Annotated in this window: 19 protein-coding genes; 14 read left to right on the forward strand and 5 right to left on the reverse strand. The window is 67.1% G+C overall.

Translation table 11 applies throughout. From position 1 onward, the window contains the following. Nucleotides 1-42: 42 nt before the first annotated feature. Entirely contained in the window at nt 43-600 is a 558-nt protein-coding gene (locus tag EYW47_RS17150) for a putative glycolipid-binding domain-containing protein (RefSeq protein ID WP_133196018.1), read from the reverse strand. A 478-nt stretch (nt 601-1078) separates the two neighbouring features. Here EYW47_RS17150 and EYW47_RS17155 point away from each other — a divergent pair, with 478 nt between their 5' ends. The 7 genes from EYW47_RS17155 to EYW47_RS17185 all read left to right on the forward strand — a co-directional run bounded on the left by EYW47_RS17155 (nt 1079) and on the right by EYW47_RS17185 (nt 7480). Continuing rightward, entirely contained in the window at nt 1079-2341 is a 1263-nt protein-coding gene (locus EYW47_RS17155; RefSeq protein ID WP_133196019.1) for an urea transporter, read from the forward strand. Between the two features lie 11 nt (nt 2342-2352). Beyond that, nucleotides 2353-3129, forward strand: a complete 777-nt coding sequence (locus tag EYW47_RS17160; RefSeq protein WP_133196020.1) for a class II aldolase/adducin family protein — start codon at nt 2353-2355, stop codon at nt 3127-3129. A gap of 37 nt (nt 3130-3166) precedes the next feature. Then, complete coding sequence (locus tag EYW47_RS17165; protein ID WP_028221520.1) at nt 3167-3355, forward strand: 4-oxalocrotonate tautomerase; 189 nt, start codon at nt 3167-3169, stop codon at nt 3353-3355. A 516-nt stretch (nt 3356-3871) separates the two neighbouring features. Next, complete coding sequence (locus EYW47_RS17170) at nt 3872-5383, forward strand: cytochrome ubiquinol oxidase subunit I (protein ID WP_133196021.1); 1512 nt, start codon at nt 3872-3874, stop codon at nt 5381-5383. Between the two features lie 64 nt (nt 5384-5447). Then, the gene (gene cydB, locus EYW47_RS17175) at nt 5448-6452 is read left to right on the forward strand and encodes a cytochrome d ubiquinol oxidase subunit II (protein WP_133196022.1); all 1005 of its coding nucleotides are present in this window, start codon (nt 5448-5450) and stop codon (nt 6450-6452) included. After that, nucleotides 6427-6609: a hypothetical protein gene (locus EYW47_RS17180; protein WP_133196023.1), complete on the forward strand. Its 183-nt coding sequence runs from the start codon at nt 6427-6429 to the stop codon at nt 6607-6609. Before cydB ends, EYW47_RS17180 begins: the two co-directional genes overlap by 26 nt. Before the next feature lie 73 nt (nt 6610-6682). Beyond that, nucleotides 6683-7480, forward strand: coding sequence for a hypothetical protein (locus EYW47_RS17185; protein WP_133196024.1), 798 nt, complete (start codon nt 6683-6685; stop codon nt 7478-7480). Between the two features lie 28 nt (nt 7481-7508). Here EYW47_RS17185 and EYW47_RS17190 read toward each other — a convergent pair whose 3' ends face one another. Both EYW47_RS17190 and EYW47_RS17195 read right to left on the reverse strand, forming a co-directional pair. Further along, nucleotides 7509-8198, reverse strand: coding sequence for a methyltransferase family protein (locus EYW47_RS17190; protein WP_133196025.1), 690 nt, complete (start codon nt 8196-8198; stop codon nt 7509-7511). A 21-nt stretch (nt 8199-8219) separates the two neighbouring features. Beyond that, entirely contained in the window at nt 8220-9062 is an 843-nt protein-coding gene (locus EYW47_RS17195) for an arylamine N-acetyltransferase family protein (protein WP_133196026.1), read from the reverse strand. 399 nt (nt 9063-9461) lie between these two features. Here EYW47_RS17195 and EYW47_RS17200 point away from each other — a divergent pair, with 399 nt between their 5' ends. The 6 genes from EYW47_RS17200 to EYW47_RS17225 all read left to right on the forward strand — a co-directional run bounded on the left by EYW47_RS17200 (nt 9462) and on the right by EYW47_RS17225 (nt 17305). Continuing rightward, nucleotides 9462-10874 (forward strand): carbohydrate porin, encoded by a 1413-nt coding sequence (locus EYW47_RS17200; RefSeq protein WP_240763763.1) that lies wholly within the window; start codon nt 9462-9464, stop codon nt 10872-10874. 95 nt (nt 10875-10969) lie between these two features. After that, entirely contained in the window at nt 10970-12130 is a 1161-nt protein-coding gene (locus EYW47_RS17205; RefSeq protein ID WP_240763754.1) for a hypothetical protein, read from the forward strand. Nucleotide 12131: 1 nt separating this feature from the next. Further along, complete coding sequence (gene efeB / locus EYW47_RS17210) at nt 12132-13448, forward strand: iron uptake transporter deferrochelatase/peroxidase subunit (RefSeq protein ID WP_133196028.1); 1317 nt, start codon at nt 12132-12134, stop codon at nt 13446-13448. Nucleotides 13449-13519: 71 nt separating this feature from the next. Continuing rightward, nucleotides 13520-14533 (forward strand): iron ABC transporter substrate-binding protein, encoded by a 1014-nt coding sequence (locus EYW47_RS17215; protein WP_133196029.1) that lies wholly within the window; start codon nt 13520-13522, stop codon nt 14531-14533. A 25-nt stretch (nt 14534-14558) separates the two neighbouring features. Continuing rightward, a complete protein-coding gene (locus EYW47_RS17220) occupies nt 14559-16223 on the forward strand; it encodes an ABC transporter permease (RefSeq protein WP_377785081.1) in 1665 nt (554 codons plus the stop codon). Between the two features lie 32 nt (nt 16224-16255). Next, nucleotides 16256-17305, forward strand: coding sequence for an ABC transporter ATP-binding protein (locus tag EYW47_RS17225; protein ID WP_133196030.1), 1050 nt, complete (start codon nt 16256-16258; stop codon nt 17303-17305). 27 nt (nt 17306-17332) lie between these two features. Here EYW47_RS17225 and EYW47_RS17230 read toward each other — a convergent pair whose 3' ends face one another. Then, complete coding sequence (locus EYW47_RS17230) at nt 17333-18202, reverse strand: LysR substrate-binding domain-containing protein (RefSeq protein ID WP_133196031.1); 870 nt, start codon at nt 18200-18202, stop codon at nt 17333-17335. A gap of 111 nt (nt 18203-18313) precedes the next feature. On the opposite strand from EYW47_RS17230, the gene EYW47_RS17235 reads away from it, so the two are divergent. Continuing rightward, on the forward strand, nt 18314-19252 hold the full coding sequence (locus tag EYW47_RS17235) for a DMT family transporter (RefSeq protein ID WP_133196032.1): 939 nt from the start codon (nt 18314-18316) through the stop codon (nt 19250-19252). A gap of 43 nt (nt 19253-19295) precedes the next feature. Here the strand turns inward: EYW47_RS17235 and EYW47_RS17240 are convergent, their stop codons facing one another. Beyond that, nucleotides 19296-20594, reverse strand: coding sequence for an MFS transporter (locus tag EYW47_RS17240; RefSeq protein ID WP_133196033.1), 1299 nt, complete (start codon nt 20592-20594; stop codon nt 19296-19298). Nucleotides 20595-20676: the final 82 nt, after the last annotated feature.

The raw sequence follows: 20676 nt of genomic DNA on the forward strand, positions 1-20676 counted from the left end.
CTGCCGGATGCCGCTGCGCCGGTTGCGCGTGCCTGCGCCGCGTCAGCGCGTGGGGGGCGGCAGGCGGCGAAACAGCGTGGGATAGTCGATCACGAGGCCGTCCTCGTCGATGCGCAGGTCCGCGGTGAAGTCGCGGAAGATGCCTTCGTAGCGGTACTCGCGATCGGGCTCGATGCAGACGTAGGCCTGCTCGACGCGCTTGGGCACGAGCCCGGGCGCCGCGATATAGGCAACCTCGATCTCCCGGCGCTCGCCGCGCGCAAGGCCCAGACGCCGTATTGGCAGGGTGTTCGTGAAGGGCGTGGCGGCGATGTCGATATCGATGCAGCCTTCGATTGCCTCGAGCGTGTGGCCCTCGCCGTCGCGCCAGTGGCCGTGACCGTCGCCATGCATCGCGAAAGCCTTGCCGCCCATCACGCGAAACGCCGCGTAAGTCGCGCGCCAGAGCGCGTCGCAATGCACCGTGTAGCAGAGCCCATACGCCTGGCCGTAGCGCTGCCCGACCACCACGCTTTCCACGCGGATTGCGCCGCCGCTCGCATCGAAGGCCAGATGCTCGATGCCAACGCCCTCCTCCGAAGCCCAACGTACCTCACGCATGACTTGTCTCCTGTCGGCCGGAGTTAGCGCTTTAGCGCTTACTCGGGTCCCATGCTTCGCGGTCGATCGCAGTTAGCGCTTTAGCTCTTACTGCGCTCCCATGCTTCGCGGCCTCATCCTTCGCTGCCTCATGCCTCGCAGTCGCAGGCAAAGCTACTATTTGGCCGCTGCGGCCATCGTAGCGCAGACGGCGGCGCAGGCACGCGATGCCCGCAATGCCCATGAAGCAAACGGCACCGGAACCATGGGGCAGGCGCAGCGGCGCTAAATCGCCGGCAAATATCGACTATCAACGCCCGCGCATACGCAAAACGCCCCGCTTCGCCTATCCTCGCGAAGCGGGTCGACCGGGCGCGGTTTCCGGCCCGCTAACTTGGGTCGGTGCCGTTTCTGGTCCGCGGTTTTCATCCGCTCCGGCCCTTGCTTGCCCGAATCCGCATTTCACAGGCCGCGCCTTCTTCGCTACCATTCGCCCAACATGTCCACCCCAGCGCCCGCCCAAGCCGATCCGGACGCCGCTTTCGCCAGCCCACGCACCGACGCTTCTGCCAGCGACTCCTCGCCCGGCCTCGCCGGGCCGTTGCGCACGCTCCTGCGCAGCCTCGGTCAGATCGTCCTGCAGCGGCACGCCGGCACCGGTGTCTGCGTGCTCGCGGCGCTCGCCCTGTGCGACCTGCGGCTCGCGTGCGCGGCGCTGATCGGCGCGGCGACGGCCAATGTCTGCGCGCGGCTGACCCGCCAGCCGCGCCAGGCGATCCGCGACGGCCTCGCGGGCTTCAACGGCGCGCTCGCGGGACTGGCGGCGTTCACCTTCGTGGGCGACACGGTCACGGCCGTTGCACTCGCGCTGCTGGCGGCGGCGGCCAGTGCGTGGATAGGCGCGCCGCTCGCGCGCTGGCTGCGCCACGCGGGCCTCTCCGTCTATTCGGCGCCCTGCCTCATCGCGACCTGGGCGTGGCTCGCGCTCGGCGCCGGCGGCACGCATGCTGCCGCGGCCGGCGCGCTTGCGCCGGCACGGCTGGCGCGGCCCTGGCTCGACGCGGCGGCGGGCATATTGAGCGGCGTCGCGCAGACCACGTTCGCCTCGGGCGCGCTCCCAGGCCTCGTGCTGCTCGCGGGCCTTGCCTGGTCGTCGCGCCGTGCGGCGGCCTATGCGCTCGGCGGCGCGGCGCTCGCGAGCGCCATCGAATATGCGTTCGGCGCACCGCCCGCGAGCTTCGCCGCGGGGCTCTGCGGCTTCAATGGCGCGCTCGCGGCGCTCGCCGCCAGCGCACTCGGCGCGCGTGCCGCAATCTGTGCGACGATGCTTGCCGCGGCGCTGCATCTGGCCGCCGTGCGCCTGGGCCTGCCCGCCATGACCGCGCCGTTCGCGCTCGCCGGCTGGACCGTGCACGGCGCATGGCGTCTGATGACGCCGGCGCGGTCGCGGCCGCAACAGGAGCCCGCGGGCGGTGAAGCGCCCGACGCGGTCGCCAGCGCCGAGGGCAGCACGCTGCCCACTGAAACAGCCATGCTTGCCGCGCCGAAAATTGAATCGCCAATCGAGGCCCAAATGGGATCACCGATCGGATCACTAGCCGGTGTGCAAATCGGGGCGCGAACCGAATTGCCAATCGAATTGCCAATCGAATCGCCAATCGAATTGCCAATCGAAGCGCAAATCGATGCACCAATCGGAGCACCACTCCGGCCGCAAACCGAGCCGCAATTTGGGTCATGCGCCCGCCCTACCGCCCGCTGAAGGAGCCGTCCATGTCATTCGCCCATCGTCCGGCCAGCATCGCCCCCGACGCCGCGCCGCCCTCCGCCGCGGAGCAGCAGCTGCGCGTGGACCTTGCCGCCGCCTACCGGCTCATCGCGCTTTATGGCTGGGACGACCTGATCTATACGCACGTCTCCGCCGCGGTGCCCGGCGAGCCCGGCCGCTTCCTGATCAATCCGTTCGGCCTCGCCTTCGACGAGGTGTGCGCCTCGAATCTCGTGAAGATCGACACGGAAGGCCGCATCGTCGGCAAGAGCGAGCATCCGGTCAACGCGACTGGTTTCGCGCTGCATGCGGCCGTGCATCTCGCGCGCCCCGACGCCGTGTGTGTGATGCATCTGCACAATACGGCGGGCATCGCCGTCTCAATCCAGCGCGACGGCCTGCTGCCCGCCTCGCAGCATGCGCTGCGTTTCTACGGCCAGCTCGGCTGGCACGACTACGAGGGCCTCGCCTTCACGCCCGCCGAAGGCACGCGCCTGACCGCGAGCCTGGGCGCCCATCCCGCCATGCTCCTGCGCAATCACGGCACGCTCACCACGGGCCGCACCATCGCGGAGGCGTGGGTGCTCATGGCGACGCTCATCAAGGCCTGCGAAATCCAGTTGCAAGCCCAGGCGGGCGGCGTGCCGCTCGTGATGCCGACGCCCGAGGTCTGCGCGCACACCGCCGAGCAACTGCGCGACGGCGGCGCGATCGAGGGCGAGCTCGAATGGCCCGCGCTGTTGCGCAAGCTCGATCGCATCGACACGTCGTATCGAGACTGAATCCGTTTCATTACCCCCAGCAAACAAGGAGATCCATATGCCGACTTTCCACATTGAGATGTTCGAGGGCCGCAGCGTCGAGAAAAAGCGCGAGCTGGCCGCCGCGCTCACCGAGACCACCTGCAAGGTGCTGGGCGTGGATGCCCAATCCGTCGACATCATCTTCACCGACGTGAAGACCGAAAACTGGGCGACGGCTGGCAAGCTGTGGAGCGATCCGCGCTGAGCCTGGCCGTCCCATTAGATCGTCGTCCTGACGATTGATCGCGAGGCTTTGCCGCGGCCTGGACCCCTTGGTCCTCCAGACGCCGCGCGGCCTCGCACCTGCCCCGCCGACCCGCCACGCCACGCCCCGACCCGACCCGACCCGACCCGATTCGATTCGAACGCCTCGGAGTATTGCACCTGGGCGAATTGACGCAGCGCACGCGCCAGCACCGAGAATCACGCCCGATTTGACGCAAATTGACGCAGCGCGCACCCCTATGCGCCAAATCAATCCGCAGTGAATCCTCAATCTAAGTTGATCACTATCAACGATTTAGCGCACGTATTCGTCGCCTGACGATTGACTGCTGCGACACGCTGGCGCACGTCGCAGCGCAGCAAAGCGCGCCCTGTTCCCCTACGCTTACGTCCATGCGCACGACGCCCCGCGCGCGCGGCGCCCTCACCGGCAGCCGCCGCACCAGGCCTCGCGCGAAAGCGCTTTTCGCTACGCAAGCACACAGCAGGCACGCACATGCAATCGTCTATCCCCGCATTACAGGCATTCTCGTCGCTATCGGCATTCGATCTGGCCCGGCTGCAATTCGCCTTCACCGTCTCCTTTCACATCGTCTTTCCAGCGCTCTCCATCGGCCTCGCAAGCTTCATCGCGGTGCTCGAAGCCTGCTGGCTCAAGACGCGCAAACCGTTCTACAAGGACCTGTGCCTGTTCTGGTCGAAGATCTTCGCCGTGGCCTTCGGCATGGGCGTCGTCTCGGGCGTGGTCATGAGCTACGAGTTCGGCACCAACTGGGCCGGCTTCTCCTCGTTCGCGGGCCCCATCACCGGTCCGCTGCTCATGTACGAGGTGATGACCGCGTTCTTCCTCGAAGCGGGCTTCCTCGGCATCATGCTGTTCGGCTGGAACCGCGTGAGCCCTCGCGCGCACTTCGGCGCGACGCTGATGGTGGCCATCGGCACGCTCATCTCCACCTTCTGGATTCTCGCTTCGAATAGCTGGATGCAGACGCCGCAAGGCTTCAAGGTGGTCGACGGCCACGTCGTGCCCACCGACTGGTTCAAGATCATCTTCAACCCCTCGTTCCCGTACCGCCTCGCGCACATGGCGATCGCCGCGTTCATCGTGGCCGCGCTCGTGGTGGCCGCGACCGGCGCATGGCACTTGCTCAAGGGCCGGCGCGATGCAGCCGTGAAGAAGATGTTCTCGATGGCGCTTGGCCTTCTGCTGGTGCTTGCGCCCGTGCAGGCGCTCGTGGGCGATGCGCACGGCCTGAACACGCGCGAGTATCAACCCGCGAAGATTGCCGCGATCGAAGGCCTGTGGGACACCGAGCAGGGCGGCACCGCGCTCAACCTGTTCGGCATTCCCGACATGCAGGCGGAAACCACGCGCTACGCCGTGAAGATTCCGCATCTCGGCAGCCTGATCCTCACGCATAGCTGGGACGGCGAGATCCAGGGCCTCAAGTCGTTCCCGCCCGAGGAGCGCCCGAACTCGACGCTCCTGTTCTGGACCTTCCGCGTGATGGTTGGCTTAGGCATCCTGATGATTGTGCTGGGGGTGGCCGGCTGGTGGCTGCGCCGGCGCGGCACGCTCTATGAGTCGCGCGCGTTTCAGCGCTTCGCGCTGGCCATGGGCCCCACCGGCTTCATCACGCTGCTCGCGGGCTGGATCACGACCGAAGCGGGCCGCCAGCCGTGGGTGGTCTACGGCGTGATGCGCACCTCGCAGGCCGTCTCGCCGCTCACGGCGCAGCAGGTGGGCATTTCGCTGATGACCTTCGTCGTCGTGTACTTCCTCGTGTTCGGCACGGGCATCTATTACATGCTCAAGCTCATGCGCAAGGGCCCTGCGCTGCCAGGCGCGATGCCGGGCACCAAGCCGCCCGCGGCGCGGCCCCTTGCGCACCTGGATGCACAGCACGGCGTGCCGGGCCTTGGAGCGCAGCTCGCGCCTGCCGCGCTTGCCACGAGCCAACCCGCGCACCGTTCGACGTCTGCCGCTGATCAGTTGATCGACGCCTGATCCAGCGATCCGCACGAACCGCAAAAACCCGCACGAACCGCATTCGAAACGAGGCAACGCAAACATGGACGTCACCGTCATCTGGGCCGCGATCATCGCGCTCGGCCTTTTACTCTACGTCGTGCTGGACGGCTTCGATCTGGGCATCGGCATCGTGTTTCCGCTCTTCCCCGACGAAGAAGAGCGCGACCTCATGATGAACACGGTCGCGCCCGTCTGGGACGGCAACGAGACCTGGCTCGTGCTGGGCGGCGCGGGGCTCTTCGCCGTGTTCCCCATCGTCTATTCGACGGTGCTCTCGGCGCTCTATCTGCCACTCGTGTTCATGCTCGTGTGCCTGATCTTCCGCGGCGTGGCCTTCGAGATCCGCGCGAAGGCCAATCGCACGAAGCATCTGTGGGATCTCGCATTCATCGGCGGGTCGACGGGCGCGGCGTTCTTCCAGGGCATCGCGCTGGGCGCCTACTTGCAGGGCATTCCGATGACCGACGGGCGCTTTGCCGGCGACGCCTTCGGCTGGCTCACGCCGTTCAGCCTGCTCTCGGGCTTCGGGCTCGTGGCGACCTATGCGCTGCTCGGCAGTTGCTGGCTCATCGCCAAGACCGAAGGCGACCTGCAGCGCCGCCTGCACAAGCTCGTGTGGCCGCTCACGGTGATGCTGCTCGGCTTCATTGCGCTCGTGAGCGTGTGGACGCCGCTGCAAGACCCGCTCATTGCGCAACGCTGGTTTGGCTCGGGTCTGTTCTGGCGGCTCGCGCCGGTGCCGCTGCTCGTGCTCGCGTGCGCCGTGTGGATGCGCTGGGCCGTGCAATCGCGCCATCACAAGACGCCGTTCGCCGCCGCGCTCGCGCTCGTGCTGCTCGGGTACGTCGGGCTGCTCGTGAGCCTGTGGCCCTATGCGATCCCGCAGCACCTCACGCTCTGGCAAGCAGCCGCGCCGCGCGAGAGCCAGACCTTCACGCTGGTTGGCGCGTCGTTCATCCTGCCCATCATCGTCGCGTATACGGCGATGAGCTACTGGGTCTTCCGAGGCAAGCTCCGTCATGGCGACACCCATCACTACCACTAAGCCCGGCGCCGCCGGCGAGCCCGCCTCGCGCGCAAAGCGCACTCTGCCCGGCTGGCTCTGGTTCGTGCTGCTCTGGTGCGCCGGCGTGGGTGCAGCGGTCTCACTCGGCTTCGCGTTCAAGATCTTCATGAACCTCACGCTCTTCGCCGTCAAATAAATCGCGCGCCCACACGCTCGTTGCCCGCTCCGCGTTAGACTGTAGGCCGTCTGTAACTCGAGCGATAAAAACCATGCAGCAGATGACCTTCATGGAATGCGTGAAATGCGCGTGGAAAAGCGCGGGGGAAGCGCTCACGCGCATGCCGGCGCTCGTGCTCGGCACCTTCGTGGCCTACGCCGTGCTCGGCTGGCTCGGCCTGGCCGGGCGGCCCGTGCCGGGAGAAGGCGAGATGCCGTCCGCCGGCCTCGTCCTCGCCGCCAACCTGGCCTCGATACTGAACGCACTCGTCTATATCTGGTTCACGCTGAAGATCTACCGCTTCGTACTGCTCGAAGAACGCACGACGCCGCTCATGGCGGCCGGCGCGAAGCCGCTCGCGCGCATCGTGGGGCTGGGCCTCGTCATGATGCTCGCGCTGGTGGGCATCGCGGCCGCGCTCTGGCTGGTGCTGCGCCCGCGCCACGAGGGCGGCGTGGCCTTTCTTTCGCTGATCGTCGGCGTGATCTGGGTGTTCATCGGCGTGCGGCTCAGCCTGCTCTATCCGTCGCTCGCCATCGGCGGGCGCTTCGCGCTCGGCGCCGCGTGGCGGGACAGCCGCGGACACTTCTGGAGCCTGCTGGGCGTCTCGTGCGTCGCGGCGCTGCCGCTGCTCGTCTGCGGCGTGCTCGCGCTGCTCGGCCTGGGCATCGCCGGCGTCACGCCCGAGACCGTGCAAACGCCCGCGTGGTTCACCGCACTCGCCATCGGGCAGAGCGTCGTCAACATCGCCTTCGCGATGCTCACGAGCACGGCGCTCGCCTGGCTTTATCGGCGCTACGCGAACGAGCTGGCAAGCGGCGGCGACGCGCAGACCGCGCGCTCCCTCTGAGCATGACCGACGCTCACGCGCCCGGCGCTCACCAGACGCCGGGCACGAACCGGTACTTCACCCGCTCCATATACGCGCGGTAGCCTTGCAGCTCGGCGGCGAGCACGCGCTCCTCCCGCACGGCGCGCCAACCGATTGCCGCCACCATGAACGGCACGCACGCGAGGCCCCACCATGACCCGAGCATGAGCGGGGTGCCCGCGAGCAGCAGGATCGCGAACGCATACATGGGATGGCGCACATAGGCATACGGGCCACTGTCGCTCACCGCGTGGCCGCGCTCGCTCTGGATCTTCACCACGGGTGCAGCGTAGCGATTGGCCGCGAAGACGGCACGCATGGCATAGATGCAGAGGAAGATCGCCACCGCGCCGCATACGTTCAACCAGAACGGCACGAACGACCAGCGATGGCGCATGGCGTCGATGCCGATCAGGCACAGCCACGCGCACCAGCCCACCGAGACCGCCATCATGAACACGCGGTCCCAGCCCGCCTGCGCACGCTGGGTGATCGGCGCGAGACGTTCGGCGAGCAGGCCCGGATCGGTGCGCGCGAGCCACAGGCCGATCCAGCCACTGGTCACGGCAAATTCGAGCAGCCACAGCCACGCGGCGGTCCACGCCAGCGTGCCCGCGGAGATGAACAGCAGCGCGCCCTGAAATACCAGCCAAATGAACGTCTGCGTGAACAGACGCTTGACTAGCAGCTTGTCCATGGTGTTCTCCGGTCACATGCTTCAGCGATTGACGCCCCGCCCTCGCACCCGCGCAAATAACGCATCCATGTCGAAGCCCGCCGTAGCGACGCCGAAGCGCTCGTTCAGGCAGCGCGCGAGTTCGTCTGCACTCCCGATGATATGCTCCGTCGCGTGCTGGCCCGTGGCGTCGCGCTCCGAATAGCGGTCGTTGAAGAGGATCGCGCGGCTGTCTTCGCGCGCGATGCAGGCGATCAGGCTTTCCGTGAAGAACGATTGCGGCGACGCCGACGTGTACCAGTTCGCCACTTCGTAATCGACCCACTGCGCGGGAGCGTCGTCGAAGCGGTAGACGTCGATCCATGCATTGCCGTCGTACTGCTCGAGCTTCCACTCGCGCTCGCCGAGCGGCGTGAGCCGCGCGGGTTCGAGCAGCGTCGCTTGCGCGCCGCGCTCGGCAAACGCCAGCGGCGCGCACAGCGACGCGCTGCCGAAACCGACATCGGCGAGCCACGCCGCGCCGTCCACGTGCACGCGCAGCAGCATGTGTGTGCGCGGCGTGATCGTGCCGGCCGGGCGGCCGAAGAGCACGCGTGCCGCCAGCGGCTCGATGCGAAAGCCCAGTTGCATGAGCGCGTACGCGAGCACCGTGTTGTGCTCGAAGCAGTAGCCGCCGCGCCGCGACGCCACGAGCTTGTTGAAAACGTCGGGCGGCGCAACCGACACGCGCCGCCCGGCAAACGGATCGAGGTTCTCGAAAGCAATCGTGCGCGGATGCAGGCGATGCAGCGCACGCAGCACGTCGAGCGACGCTTTGCGCTCGCCGTCGTAACCGATGCGCGCGAAATAACGGTCGAGATCAAAACGGAAATCGAGGTCGGACATGGAGGCGACTCGCTGTTCGAAGGATTCGAAGAGACCCGGAAGGCGGCCTGATGCATCGATGATATTCGAGTTCTTTCCTCATACCGAACACCATCTAAGCTGACTGATTGTAATAATCCGCATCGTCACAGACAGGTATTCGTAATATACGCGCTTACGCCCAGTAATTGTTTTGATAATCATTCTCATTTGTATTGACGACCGTATTCACGATGAGTACGATTGCGCCGTCCTGGAGGCAAATAGCTAAAGCCGCTTGCGTATCGCGCACACCGACGCCTACCGGCGCACGCTGATTCGATCCGGCTACAAAGAAAGCAATAAGTAAGGAATGCGATGAAATTTAACCGGTCCGCCCGTTCGTCTGGGCGACGCATCCCCGCCGTGCGTGGACTCGCAATGTGGGCCGCCTGCGCAGCATTCGCATGCAGCAACGCGCACGCGCAGACGAGCGCCAACCCCGATGCCGCGCCCGAAGCCCCCGAAGCCGATCTCGCGATCAAGGCGCAGCAGGGTGACTTCTGGACCGGTATCTGGACCCGCCAGAACCTGCTCGGCGACATGGGCGGCCTGCGCCCCTGGCTCGGCAAATATGGCGTGACCTTTCAGCTGACCGAAACGAGCGAGTATCTCGCGAACCTGCGCGGCGGCCTCAACCGCGGCGGCACCTATGACGGCCTCACGACGGCCACGGTCCAGGTGGACACGAGCAAGGCGCTCGGCATTCCTGGCGGCCTCTTCAATATCAGCGCACTGCAGATTCACGGCTCCAATCTGAGCGCGCGCAATCTGGGCACGCTGAACACGGCGAGCGGCATCGAAGCGCAGGACGCCACGCGCCTGTGGGAGATGTGGTACCAGCAGTCGTTCCTCGACAAGAAAGTCGACGTGAAGATCGGTCAGCAGAGTCTCGACCAGGAATTCATCACGAGCCAGTACGCCGCGCTGTTCGTGAACACGATGTTCGGCTGGCCCGGGCTGCCTTCGTACGACATGCCCTCGGGCGGCCCCGCCTACCCGCTCGCGGGTCTCGGCGTGCGCGTGCGCGGCCAGATCACGCCTTCGCTCACGGGCCTCGTGGGCGTGTTCGACGGCGACCCGCTCGGCAACAATCCGAACAACCTGAGCGGCACGAACTTCAACTTGCATAACGGCACGATGGTGATCGGCGAGTTGCAGTACGCGATCAACCAGCCGTCCGAAGGCGAGCTCGTGAGCGCGGACACGAGCCGCGCGCTGCCCGGCACCTACAAGCTCGGCTTCTGGTACAACAACGAGTCGTTCGCCGACCAGCGCTACGACAACACTGGCCTTTCGCTCAACAATCCGGCCACGACCGGCATCCCGGCGCAGCATCACGGCGACTACAGCATCTACGCCGTGGCCGACCAGATGGTATGGCGCCCCGACCCCGACTCGCCGCGCAGCGTCGGCGTGTTTGCGCGCGTGATGGGCGCGCCTGGCGACCGCAATCTCGTCGACTTCTCCGCCAACGCCGGCATCGTGATGAAGGCGCCGTTCAAGGGCCGCGACAACGACAGCGTCGGTCTCGCGCTCACCTATATCAAGGTTGGCAACCACGTGCACGACCTCGATATGGACTATCGCAACTTCAACACGGGGCCGTACGGCGTGCGCACCCAGGAAACCACGCTGGAGGCGACCTATCAGTACCAGGTCAACCCGTGGTGGCAGCTGCAGGCCGACGCGCAGTACACCTTCAACGCGGGCGCCGGCCAGAACCCGAGCGACCCGACTCAGCCGCTGCGCAACACCTTCGTGGTGGGCGTGCGCACCAACATCACTTTCTGATCCTTAGCATCATGTTCAACCCCAGCTCCTCACGCGCACTGGCGATCGAAGCCGCACCGCTCGCGCGCGGCGCAGGTGAGGCACGGAGAAATACGATGAACCACGCCACGCGCAAGCTCCTGCTGTGCTCGGCCCATGGCGCCCGCGCGGCGCTCGCGCTCGGCGCCGCCGCCCTCCTGGGCGGCGCGCCGCTCGCGGCGCACGCGGACCAGCCGGGCCTGCTCGAAACCGTCCACCATCACACCACGCTCATCAACACGGTGCCCGACAACGGCGACCAGAACCCGTACGCGATCTACGTCGCGCCGGTGAGCGCCGGGACCGTGAAGCAAGGTGACGTGCTGGTCGACAACTTCAACAACGCCGCGAACCTGCAGGGCACCGGCAGCACCATCGTCGACTATCACCCCGATACGAAGCAGATGACGCTGTTCGCGACCATTCCGCGCGATCTCAAGGAATGCCCCGGCGGCGTGGGCCTCTCCACCGCGATGACGATGCTGAAGTCGGGCTGGGTGATCGTCGGCAGCACGCCGAGCAACGACGGCACGACCAACACCAAGGGCGCGGGCTGCCTGATCGTGCTCGACAGCAACGGCAAGATCGCCAAAGCGATCAGCACACCGAACATCAACGACCCGTGGGGCAACATGGCCGTGGTCGACAACGGCGACCACGCCACGCTGTTCGTGAGCAACGCAGGCTTCGGCGTGGGCGGCGCGGACGGCGACCCGCCCGTGTTCAAGCAAGCCACGGTGCTGCGCCTCGACCTCGATATTCCTCAGGGCCAGGCGCCGGCCGTGAAGAGCGAAACGGTGGTGGCGAGCGGCTTCGGCGCGCAAGCCGACAAGGGCGTGTTCCTCGTCGGCCCGACCGGCCTCGCGCTCTCGCCCGACAACAAGCTGCTCTATGTGTCGGATGCCATCGGCAACCGCATCAACGTGATCGAAGACCCGCTCACGCGCGACACGAGCGCGGGCGTGGGCCGCCAGCTCACCGCCGACGGCCTGCTGCACCGCCCGCTCGCGATGATCGCAACGCCCCAGAACCATCTGCTCGTGACCAACGCGCTCAACGGCCAGGTCGTCGAGATCGACCCGGCAACGGGCAAGCAACTCTACGCACGCTGGATCGACACGGACAAGGCGCAGACGCCGCCGGGCAACGGCGACCTCTTCGGCATCGCGCTCACTCCGGCGGGCGACGGCTTTTACTACGTCCAAGACGACGTGAACACTCTCGTGCTGGCGAAATAACATGTCCTCCGATGATTCCCAAAACTGCCCGGCGCGCCCCGCGCGGCGCGGTTTCCTGAAGGCAGGCGGCGCCGCGGTGGCGGCCGGTGCCTCGCTTGGCGCGGGCCTTGCGGCACCGGGCCTCGCGCAGGCTGCCGAAGCCAGGCATCACGCGCTGGCCGCCGACCCGATGAACGCGGTCGAGCCGTTCTACGGCGAGCACCAGGGCGGCATCGTCACGCCGCAACAGGCGCACACATATGTGGCGGCGTTCGACCTCACGACCACCTCGCGCGACGATGTGATCAAGCTGCTGCGCCAGTGGACCGAATCCGCCGCGCGCATGACGCAGGGCCAGAGCGCGGTTGCGCTCGACGGCGTGAGCGACGACCATCCCGCGCCCGATTCGGGCGACGTGCTCGGACTCGGGCCGGCCGGCCTCACCGTGACGTTCGGCTTCGGCCCCGGCCTCTTCACGTCCGAAGGCAAGGACCGCTACGGCCTCGCGCATCTGCGCCCTGCCGCGCTCGTCGATCTGCCGCGCTTCAACGGCGACCAGCTGATCGCCGAGAAGACCGGCGGCGACCTCTACGTGCAGGCCTGCGCGCACGACGCGCAAGTGGCCTTCCACGCGGTGCGCCAGCTCGCGCGCCAGGGCTACGGCATGCTGCGCATGCGCTGGGGCCAGGCCGGCTTCCTCTCGGGCCCGCGCGGGCAGACGCCGCGCAACCTGATGGGCTTCAAGGACGGCACCAACAATCCGCCCACCAAAGACGCCGCGGCGATGAACCAGTTCGTCTGGGCCACCGCTGCCGACGCGCCCTGGATGCAGGGCGGCACCTATACGGTGGTGCGCCGCATCCGCATCACGCTCGAGCACTGGGACCAGATGGAACTGGGCTTTCAGGAGCAGGTGTTCGGCCGCCGCAAGTACAGCGGCGCACCCATCGGCAAAGACAAGGAATTCGATGCGGTCGACCTGAACGCGCAGGACAAGGACGGCAACCCGCTGATCCCCGATAACTCGCACGTGCGCCTCTCGAACCGCGCCTCGAACAACGGCGCGCAGATCCTGCGCCGGTCGTACTCGTACAACGACAGCACGAACTTCTATATCGAGCGCTGGCCGCCGTGGCGCCAGGAAACCGAATATGATGCGGGTCTCATCTTCGTTGCGCACCAGGGCGACCCGCGCACGGGCTTCATTCCAATCAACGAGAAGCTCGCGAAGTTCGACATGATGAACCAGTTCACCACCCACGTGGGCAGCGCGGTCTTCGCGTGCCCGCCGGGTGCGAAGCCGGGCTCGTTCATCGGCGCCGAACTGTTCGAGGCCTGAAAAAAGCCTCCTTTCAGAATCGAACCAGATTAAATCCGGATTCAATCGACAAGAACGGACAACGACAGATCATGAACAAGACGTTTTTCCGCGCACGCGCCATTGCCGCTGCCATCGCGCTCGCAGGCGCCCTGCCGCTCGCCGCGCACGCCGCTTCGATCACGCTCTATAGCGCCCAGCACGAGCAGGTGGTGAACCAGCTCGCGAAGGACTTCGAGAAGCAGACCGGCATCGACGTGAAGATCCGCAACGGCGAAGGTCCCGCGCTCGCCGCGCAGCTCGTGGCCGAAGGCTCGAAGACGCCCGCCGACGTCTACTTCACCGAAAACTCGCCCGAGCTGATGCTGCTCGAAGAGAAGGGCCTGCTCGCACCGGTGCAGAACTCGACGCTCACGCAAGTGCCCGCGCGCTACAATTCGCCGGCCGGCCAGTGGGTCGCCGTGACCGCGCGCCAGGACGTGCTCGCCTATAACACGGCGAAGGTGCAGCCCTCGCAACTGCCGCAATCGATCTTCGATCTCGCCAAGCCCGAGTGGAAAGGCAAGGTCGGCATCGCGCCGAGCGACGCCGACTTCCTGCCGCTCGTGGACGCCGTGCTCGCCGTGAAGGGCGAAGCCGCGACGCTCGCGTGGCTCAAGGGCCTGAAGAACAACGCGCAGATCTTCGACGACGACGAAGGCGTGGTAGCTGCAGTGAACCGCGGCGCCGTGGCGACGGGTATCATCAACAACTACTATTGGGACCGCCTGCACGCGGAACTCGGCGACAAGGGCACGCGCAGCGCAGTCGCGCAATTCGCCGATGGCGACGTGGGTGCGCTCGTGAACGTGTCCGGCGCGGCGGTGACGAAGGCCGCGCACAACCCGGACGGCGCGCAGAAGTTCCTCGCCTACCTCGTGAGCGAACGCGCACAGAAGCTGATGGCGCAAGGGCATATCAGCTTCGAGTATCCGCTGCGCCCAGGCGTGGCGGGTGAGCCGATCAACAAGCCGTTCGATCAACTGAAGCCGCCCGCGCTGACGATCCAGCAGCTCGGCGACGACAGCCAGGCAGGCCGTCTGCTGCGCCAGGCGGGCTTGTTGTAATTTGCAGAGGATGTCTGAGTAAATTGTGAGTGAAGCCGTAACCTCGGCGCAAGCCATGCCGCAAAGCCCCGACGACGCAGCGAGCAAGCACGCGCGCCGCCGGGCGCCGCGCGCGCTATTTCTCGCCGCGGCACTCGGCCCCGTGCTCGTGCTGTTGCCGCTTGCGCTGACGTTCTGGCGCGCGCTCTCGTTCGGCTTCGCCGATGCGGCCGAGCTCCTGTTCAGGCCGCTCGTTGGCGAGTTGCTCGTCAACACGCTGAGCATCACCGTGAGCGCGACGCTTGCCTCGGCGGTGCTCGGCACCGCGCTCGCCTGGTTCGTCGAGCGCACCGACGTGCCGGGGCGCCGCGTGTGGGCCTTGCTCGCCGCCGCGCCGCTGGCGATGCCGGCGTTCATCACGAGCTATGCGTGGGTCTCGCTGAGCCTCGATCTGCAGGACTTTCTCGGCGCGCTGATCGTCATCACGACGGCCTATTTTCCGCTCGTGTATCTGCCCGTGGCCGCCGCGCTGCGCGGGCTCGATCCCGCGCTCGAAGAGACCGCGCGCGCACTCGGCTGCAACCGCTGGACCACCTTCGTGCGCGTGGTGCTGCCGCAATTGCGCCCCGCCCTGCTCGGCTCGATGCTGCTGGTCGCGCTCGGCGTGCTCTCCGAATTCGGCGCGTTCACGCTGCTGCGCTTTCGCACTTTCACCACCGAAATCTACGCGGAATACCGCACGAGCTTCGATGGCGGCGGCGCATCGCTGCTCGCCTGCGTGCTGATCGTGCTGTGTCTCGTGTGCCTCGTGTTCGAGTTCCGCGTGCGCGGGCGCGCGCGTTACGAGCGCGTCGATCGCGGCACGCGGCGCGCGGGCGTGCGCCACGCGCTCGGCCGCTGGCGCTGGCCCGTGGCGGCGGGCTTCGTCGCGCTCAACGTGGGCACGCTCGGCGTGCCGCTCGGGATGATTGGCTATTGGCTCACGCAGCCCGGCGCCGCCGCGATCACGCCCGCCGAGGTCTCTCCCGAACTGCTGTTCTCGACCACGTTTGCGTCGTTGCGGCTCGGGCTCATTGCCGCCGTCTTCACCGCGCTGCTCGCGCTGCCGCTCGCGTATCTGCTTGCGCGCTTCCCGAGCCGCGCGGCCACCTTTCTCGAGCGCACCGCCTTTATCGCGCAGGGCGTGCCCGGCCTCGTCATCGCGCTCGCCATCGTCTCGCTCGCCGTGCGCGCGCTCGAGCCGCTCTACCAGGGCACCACGCTCCTGATCGTCGCCTACGCGATCCTGTTCCTGCCACTCGCGCTCGTGAGCGTGCGTGCGGCCTTGCTGCAGGCGCAGCAGCGGCTCGAAGAAACTGCGCGCTCGCTCGGCCTCGGCTGGTTCGCCACGCTGCGCCGCGTCGTGCTGCCGCTCGCGGGGCCGGGCCTCGGCGCGGCCGCCTCGATGGTGTTCATCTCGGTCGTGACCGAGTTGAATGCGACGCTGCTGCTCGCGCCCATCGGCACGCAAACGCTCGCCACCCAGGTCTGGTCCGATACCTCGACGCTCGCGTTCGCCGCCGCCGCGCCCTATGCGGCGCTGCTCACGGCGCTCTCGCTCGCGGCATCGGGCCTGCTGTTCGCGTTCGCGGGCAAGTCGGCGCTCGCCGCGCACGCTTCCGGGCCGTTGCCTGCGTCCGCGGATCAAGCGCCGCCCGCCGACGCCCCCTGATTGTTTCGCCCCCCGTTCAGCCCGTTACGTCCATGAGCACACTTCGCATTTCCGGCCTCTCCAAGTCCTTCGACGGCCATCCGGTGCTGCACGACGTCCACCTCACGGTGAACTCGGGCACGCTGGTCGCCCTGCTCGGCCCCTCGGGCAGCGGCAAGACCACGCTGCTGCGCCTGTTATGCGGCTTCGAGCGCGCGGATAGCGGCACGATCGAGATCGGCGGCAAACGCGTGGCCGGCGAGTCGCTGCATCTGCCCGCTGAGCAGCGGCAGATCGGCTACGTGCCGCAGGAGGGTGCGCTGTTTCCGCACCTGAGCGTCGCCGAGAACATCGTGTTCGGACTCCCGCGCGCGCAGCGGCGCGCACAGCATCGCGTGGCCGAGCTGCTGGAGCTTGTGGGTCTGCCGCAGTCCTATGCGAATCGCGCGCCGCAGCAGCTCTCAGGTGGACAGCAGCAGCGCGTGGCGCTCGCGCGTGCACTCGCGCCGTCGCCGGGTCTCGTGATGCTCGACGAGCCGTTCTCGTCGCTCGACGCTGCGCTGCGCGTGGAGACGCGCGAGGCCGTGGCGCGCGCGCTCGCGGCCGCCGGCGCGACCGCCGTGCTGGTCACGCACGACCAGGCCGAAGCGCTCTCGCTCGGCCACGAAGTGGCCGTGCTGTGGCGCGGACATCTCGTGCAAACGGCACCGCCGCAAACGCTCTACCGCCGCCCTGTGACACGCGAGCTCGCGGCGTTCGTGGGCGAAGCGGTGCTGTTGCCGGGGCGCGTCGCGGGCGGCGAAGCGCATTGCGTGCTCGGCAGGCTGCCTTTGGCCGAAGGCATGCGCCCCCAAGACGGCGAAGTCGACATCATGTTGCGCCCCGAGCAAATCGACGTGCTTCCCCAAAGCACGACACACGACGGCGCCCTCAATGCGCTCGTGCGCGAGGTCACCTTCCAGGGGCAGGACGCAGCGCTCACGCTGGAGCTCACCGGCACGCCCACGACGCTGCGCGCCCGCGTGCCGGGCTATCGCACACCGCGCCCCGGCGAGAGCGTGCGCATTGCCGTGGGCGGCGAAGTCAGCGTTTATCCTCGATAAAAAGCGCGCAACGAAAGCGCGCGCCGGCTACGGTCGCTGACGCCGCACCGAGAGATCCTGCACCATCTGTTGTACGAAGTAATCGCAGGTGGGCCGGTTCGACTTCACACTGCGCGCAACAATGATCTCGAGCGGCTCGATTTTCGGCAGCCCCTGCGCCTCGCCGAGAATCTCGAAGCGCGGCGGCACGCTGCAACGCGTGAGCGCCACCACCGCGATGCCCGCCTCCACCGTCGCCATCAGCCCCATCAGGCTCGCGCTGCTATAGGCTGCGCGATAGCGTATGCGCGCCGCGTCGAGCGCCGCCACCGTATGCGCGCGTGCCACGCTGCCATGTTCGTAGAGACCCACCGGCAACGGCGACATCGAGAGCGGCGCCGGATCGTCGGGCGAGCCCACCCACACCATGTCTTCGCTGCGCACGTATTCGCCGCGCAACTTCTTGTCGCGCGTGACGAAGGCGATGTCGATCTTGTTGTCCGCCAGCATCGGCCCGAGCGCCACGCTCTGCGCGCACACGATCTCGATCTCCACATGCGGATAGAGCGTCGAAAAGCGCCTGAGCACCGGCGACAGCAGCGCGGCCATGTAGTCGTCGGGCGCGCCCAGCACCACGCGCCCCGTCACCTCGGGCCGCACCAGCGCCGACCAGGCCTCCTCCTGCAGGTCGAGCGCTCGCCGCGCATATTCCAGCAGCGTACTGCCGGGCCGCGTGAGCGCGAGATTGCGCGTGTCGCGCGTGAACAGCGTGGTGCCGAGCATCTGCTCGAGCCGCTTGATCTGCATGCTCACCGCCGCCTGCGAACGATGCACGGTCACGGCCGCCTTCGTGAAGCTGCCCGCGTCCGCGACGGCCGCGAAGGTGCGCAACAGGTCGAGGTCGAACTCGGGATTCATGATTCATAAGCCCCGTTGATGGAATTCTTCAATTTAATTCGTTTGCCGCTACCCCGCAACTGACGAATACTGAACCGGTTTTCAACACGCTTTCTATCTACGGATTCAGCCATGCAATCCGAACTCCACACCGGCCGCCGCGAGGGCGTCGTCATGCTCGCGGGCGGCGGGCTCCTGATGGGCACGATCGGCATCTTCGTCGAGGAGGCGCGCTTAGGCGCGCTCACGCTCGTGTTCTTTCGCTGCTTCTTCGGCATGCTCGCGCTCGCCGCGTATTGCACGTGGAAGGGCTGGCTCACCCCAAGTCAGATCACGCGCCAGTTTACGCGCCGCACCTTCGCGCTCGCGTTCGTCTCGGGCGTGCTGATGGTCACACAGTGGGTGGGCTTCTTCGATTCGATTCATCGCACGAGCATCGCGGTCGCGACGGTCGTGTTTCATGTGCAGCCGTTCTGGGTCGTGCTGATGGGCGCGGCGCTCTTTCATGAACGGCTGGGTGCGGACCGGCTCGGCTGGATCGCGATTGCCTTCGTGGGCCTCGTGCTCGCCTCGGGCGTGCTTGCCGAAAGCCATGTCGCGGACCATCCGCGCTATCTGATCGGTCTGGCCGAAGCGCTGGGCGGCTCCGTGCTCTATGCGAGCGTCACGCTGATCGCGAAGAGCCTGCGCGACTTCCGCCCGCATCTGCTCACGCTAACGCAATGCGCGGTGGGGTCGATCTGCCTGCCGCTCATCGCGCCTTTCGTCGCGCCGCTCGAACTCGCGCATATCGCGCCCGCGCAATGGGGCTGGCTCGTCGGCATGGGCGTGTTGCACACAGGGCTTTCCTATGTGCTGATCTACGGCGCACTACCCAAGCTCACCACGCCCGTGATCGCCGTGCTGCTGTTCATCTATCCGCTCACGGCCATCGCCGTCGATGCCATCGTCTACGGCCGCGCCCTGAGCCTGCTGCAACTTTCGGGCATGGTGCTGATCGTGACGGCGAGCCTCGGCGTGAATCTCGGCTGGCGCCTCTTGCCGATGGGGCTCGCGCTCAGGCGGCGCTAACGCGCACCGCCCAAGACGGTGAAGGGGCGATTCGAAACGCCCCTCAAGTGGGCAGCGTCTCGCCTCTCGTCTCCGGTGCGAACGGAATGATGAGCAGCCCGAGCACGAACGCGAGCGCCGTGAGCGCGACCGGCACGCCCAGGGTGTGCATATGCAGCACGGCCGCGCCCAGCAGGAAGTTCACACCCGCGCCCACGAAACGCCCGAACGAGGTGCAGAACGCGAACGCCGTGGCCCGCACGCGCGTCTCGAACTGCTCGGGCAACCAGAGGCTGAAGAGCGCGAAGTTGCCGCCGAAAAAGCCCAGCACGAACAGGATCGCGATGAACGGCACGAGCCCGTTCTCGAGGTAGTAGGCCCAGCCGAAGCTCGCGGCGATCGTGACGGCCATGCCGGCGAAGTAGACGGCGAGCGTCCATTTACGCCCGATGCGCTCGGCCATCGGCGGCAGCGCGAGGCAGCCGAGAATCGTGCCGATGGAGAGAATGCCGGTCGCAATCGATGCGGTGCGGATCGCCTCGGCCTTGTTCGCGCCCGCGCGGGTCGCGAGTTGGATCACGGCGGATGGCTCGTACACCGCGCCCGCCCACAAGCCGATGATCGCGATCGTCAGGAGCGCGCACGCCACCACGGTGCGACGGCGATAAGCACTGCCGAAGATCTCGCGCAGCGGATGGCCGCGGTGCACGTGGCTGGCCTCGGAGCGCTGCCATTTGGTGGGCTCCTCCACGCGCGTGAGCACGAGAATGGCGACCACCACGGGAATCGCGCCCGTGAGGAACATCGCGCGCCAGCCGAAGTGCACGCCCACCGTGTAGTTGAGCGCCGCTGCGATGAAGAAGCCCGCGTAATAGCCGGTCTGCAAATAGCCGGCGCCCATTTTGCGGCGATCCTCGGGCCAGGACTCGGCCACGTAGGTGCCCGCGAGCGCCCATTCGCCGCCGATGCCTACGCCCGCGAGAAAGCGGTAGAAGCCGAGTGCCCAGACACTCTGCGCGGTGGCCGAGAGACCCGTGAAGATCGCGAACATGAAGATCGTGCCCGCGAGCACGCGCGTGCGGCCGTAGCGGTCCGCCATCGGCCCCCAGATGAACGACAGGCCCCAGCCCACCAGAAAGAGCGCGAACAGGATCGAGCCCGCGAGGCCGATGTTCGCGGGCGTCGCCGCGTAGCCCGAGCGTGGCAGCAGTTCGTTGAGCGCCGGCGTGAGCACGAGCGCGTAGATGAACGAGTCCATGCCGTCGAGCGTCCAGCCCGCCCACGCGCCCCAGAAACCTGCGATCTGCGAGCGGTTGAGCGGTGTCTTCTGGGCACGCCGCGCGGCCCCGGTGATCGAATTCATATGCTCCTCTCTCCTGGTCCCACGCAAAGCTGTGTTCCCGCGTGCGCCGAAGCGGCGCCGCGCGGCACGCAACGCGAACCGG

The organism is Paraburkholderia silviterrae (assembly GCF_004353915.1).
Taxonomy (GTDB): domain Bacteria; phylum Pseudomonadota; class Gammaproteobacteria; order Burkholderiales; family Burkholderiaceae; genus Paraburkholderia; species Paraburkholderia silviterrae.

Excerpts from the sequence above, each read along its gene's own strand:
- EYW47_RS17150 (WP_133196018.1), bottom strand. The coding sequence starts at position 600 with ATGCGTGAGGTACGTTGGGCTTCGGAGGAGGGCGTTGGCATCGAGCAT.
- EYW47_RS17155 (WP_133196019.1), top strand. The coding sequence starts at position 1,079 with ATGTCCACCCCAGCGCCCGCCCAAGCCGATCCGGACGCCGCTTTCGCC.
- EYW47_RS17160 (WP_133196020.1), top strand. The coding sequence starts at position 2,353 with ATGTCATTCGCCCATCGTCCGGCCAGCATCGCCCCCGACGCCGCGCCG.
- EYW47_RS17165 (WP_028221520.1), top strand. The coding sequence starts at position 3,167 with ATGCCGACTTTCCACATTGAGATGTTCGAGGGCCGCAGCGTCGAGAAA.
- EYW47_RS17170 (WP_133196021.1), top strand. The coding sequence starts at position 3,872 with ATGCAATCGTCTATCCCCGCATTACAGGCATTCTCGTCGCTATCGGCA.
- cydB (WP_133196022.1), top strand. The coding sequence starts at position 5,448 with ATGGACGTCACCGTCATCTGGGCCGCGATCATCGCGCTCGGCCTTTTA.
- EYW47_RS17180 (WP_133196023.1), top strand. The coding sequence starts at position 6,427 with ATGGCGACACCCATCACTACCACTAAGCCCGGCGCCGCCGGCGAGCCC.
- EYW47_RS17185 (WP_133196024.1), top strand. The coding sequence starts at position 6,683 with ATGCAGCAGATGACCTTCATGGAATGCGTGAAATGCGCGTGGAAAAGC.
- EYW47_RS17190 (WP_133196025.1), bottom strand. The coding sequence starts at position 8,198 with ATGGACAAGCTGCTAGTCAAGCGTCTGTTCACGCAGACGTTCATTTGG.
- EYW47_RS17195 (WP_133196026.1), bottom strand. The coding sequence starts at position 9,062 with ATGTCCGACCTCGATTTCCGTTTTGATCTCGACCGTTATTTCGCGCGC.
- EYW47_RS17200 (WP_240763763.1), top strand. The coding sequence starts at position 9,462 with ATGTGGGCCGCCTGCGCAGCATTCGCATGCAGCAACGCGCACGCGCAG.
- EYW47_RS17205 (WP_240763754.1), top strand. The coding sequence starts at position 10,970 with ATGAACCACGCCACGCGCAAGCTCCTGCTGTGCTCGGCCCATGGCGCC.
- efeB (WP_133196028.1), top strand. The coding sequence starts at position 12,132 with ATGTCCTCCGATGATTCCCAAAACTGCCCGGCGCGCCCCGCGCGGCGC.
- EYW47_RS17215 (WP_133196029.1), top strand. The coding sequence starts at position 13,520 with ATGAACAAGACGTTTTTCCGCGCACGCGCCATTGCCGCTGCCATCGCG.
- EYW47_RS17225 (WP_133196030.1), top strand. The coding sequence starts at position 16,256 with ATGAGCACACTTCGCATTTCCGGCCTCTCCAAGTCCTTCGACGGCCAT.
- EYW47_RS17230 (WP_133196031.1), bottom strand. The coding sequence starts at position 18,202 with ATGAATCCCGAGTTCGACCTCGACCTGTTGCGCACCTTCGCGGCCGTC.
- EYW47_RS17235 (WP_133196032.1), top strand. The coding sequence starts at position 18,314 with ATGCAATCCGAACTCCACACCGGCCGCCGCGAGGGCGTCGTCATGCTC.
- EYW47_RS17240 (WP_133196033.1), bottom strand. The coding sequence starts at position 20,594 with ATGAATTCGATCACCGGGGCCGCGCGGCGTGCCCAGAAGACACCGCTC.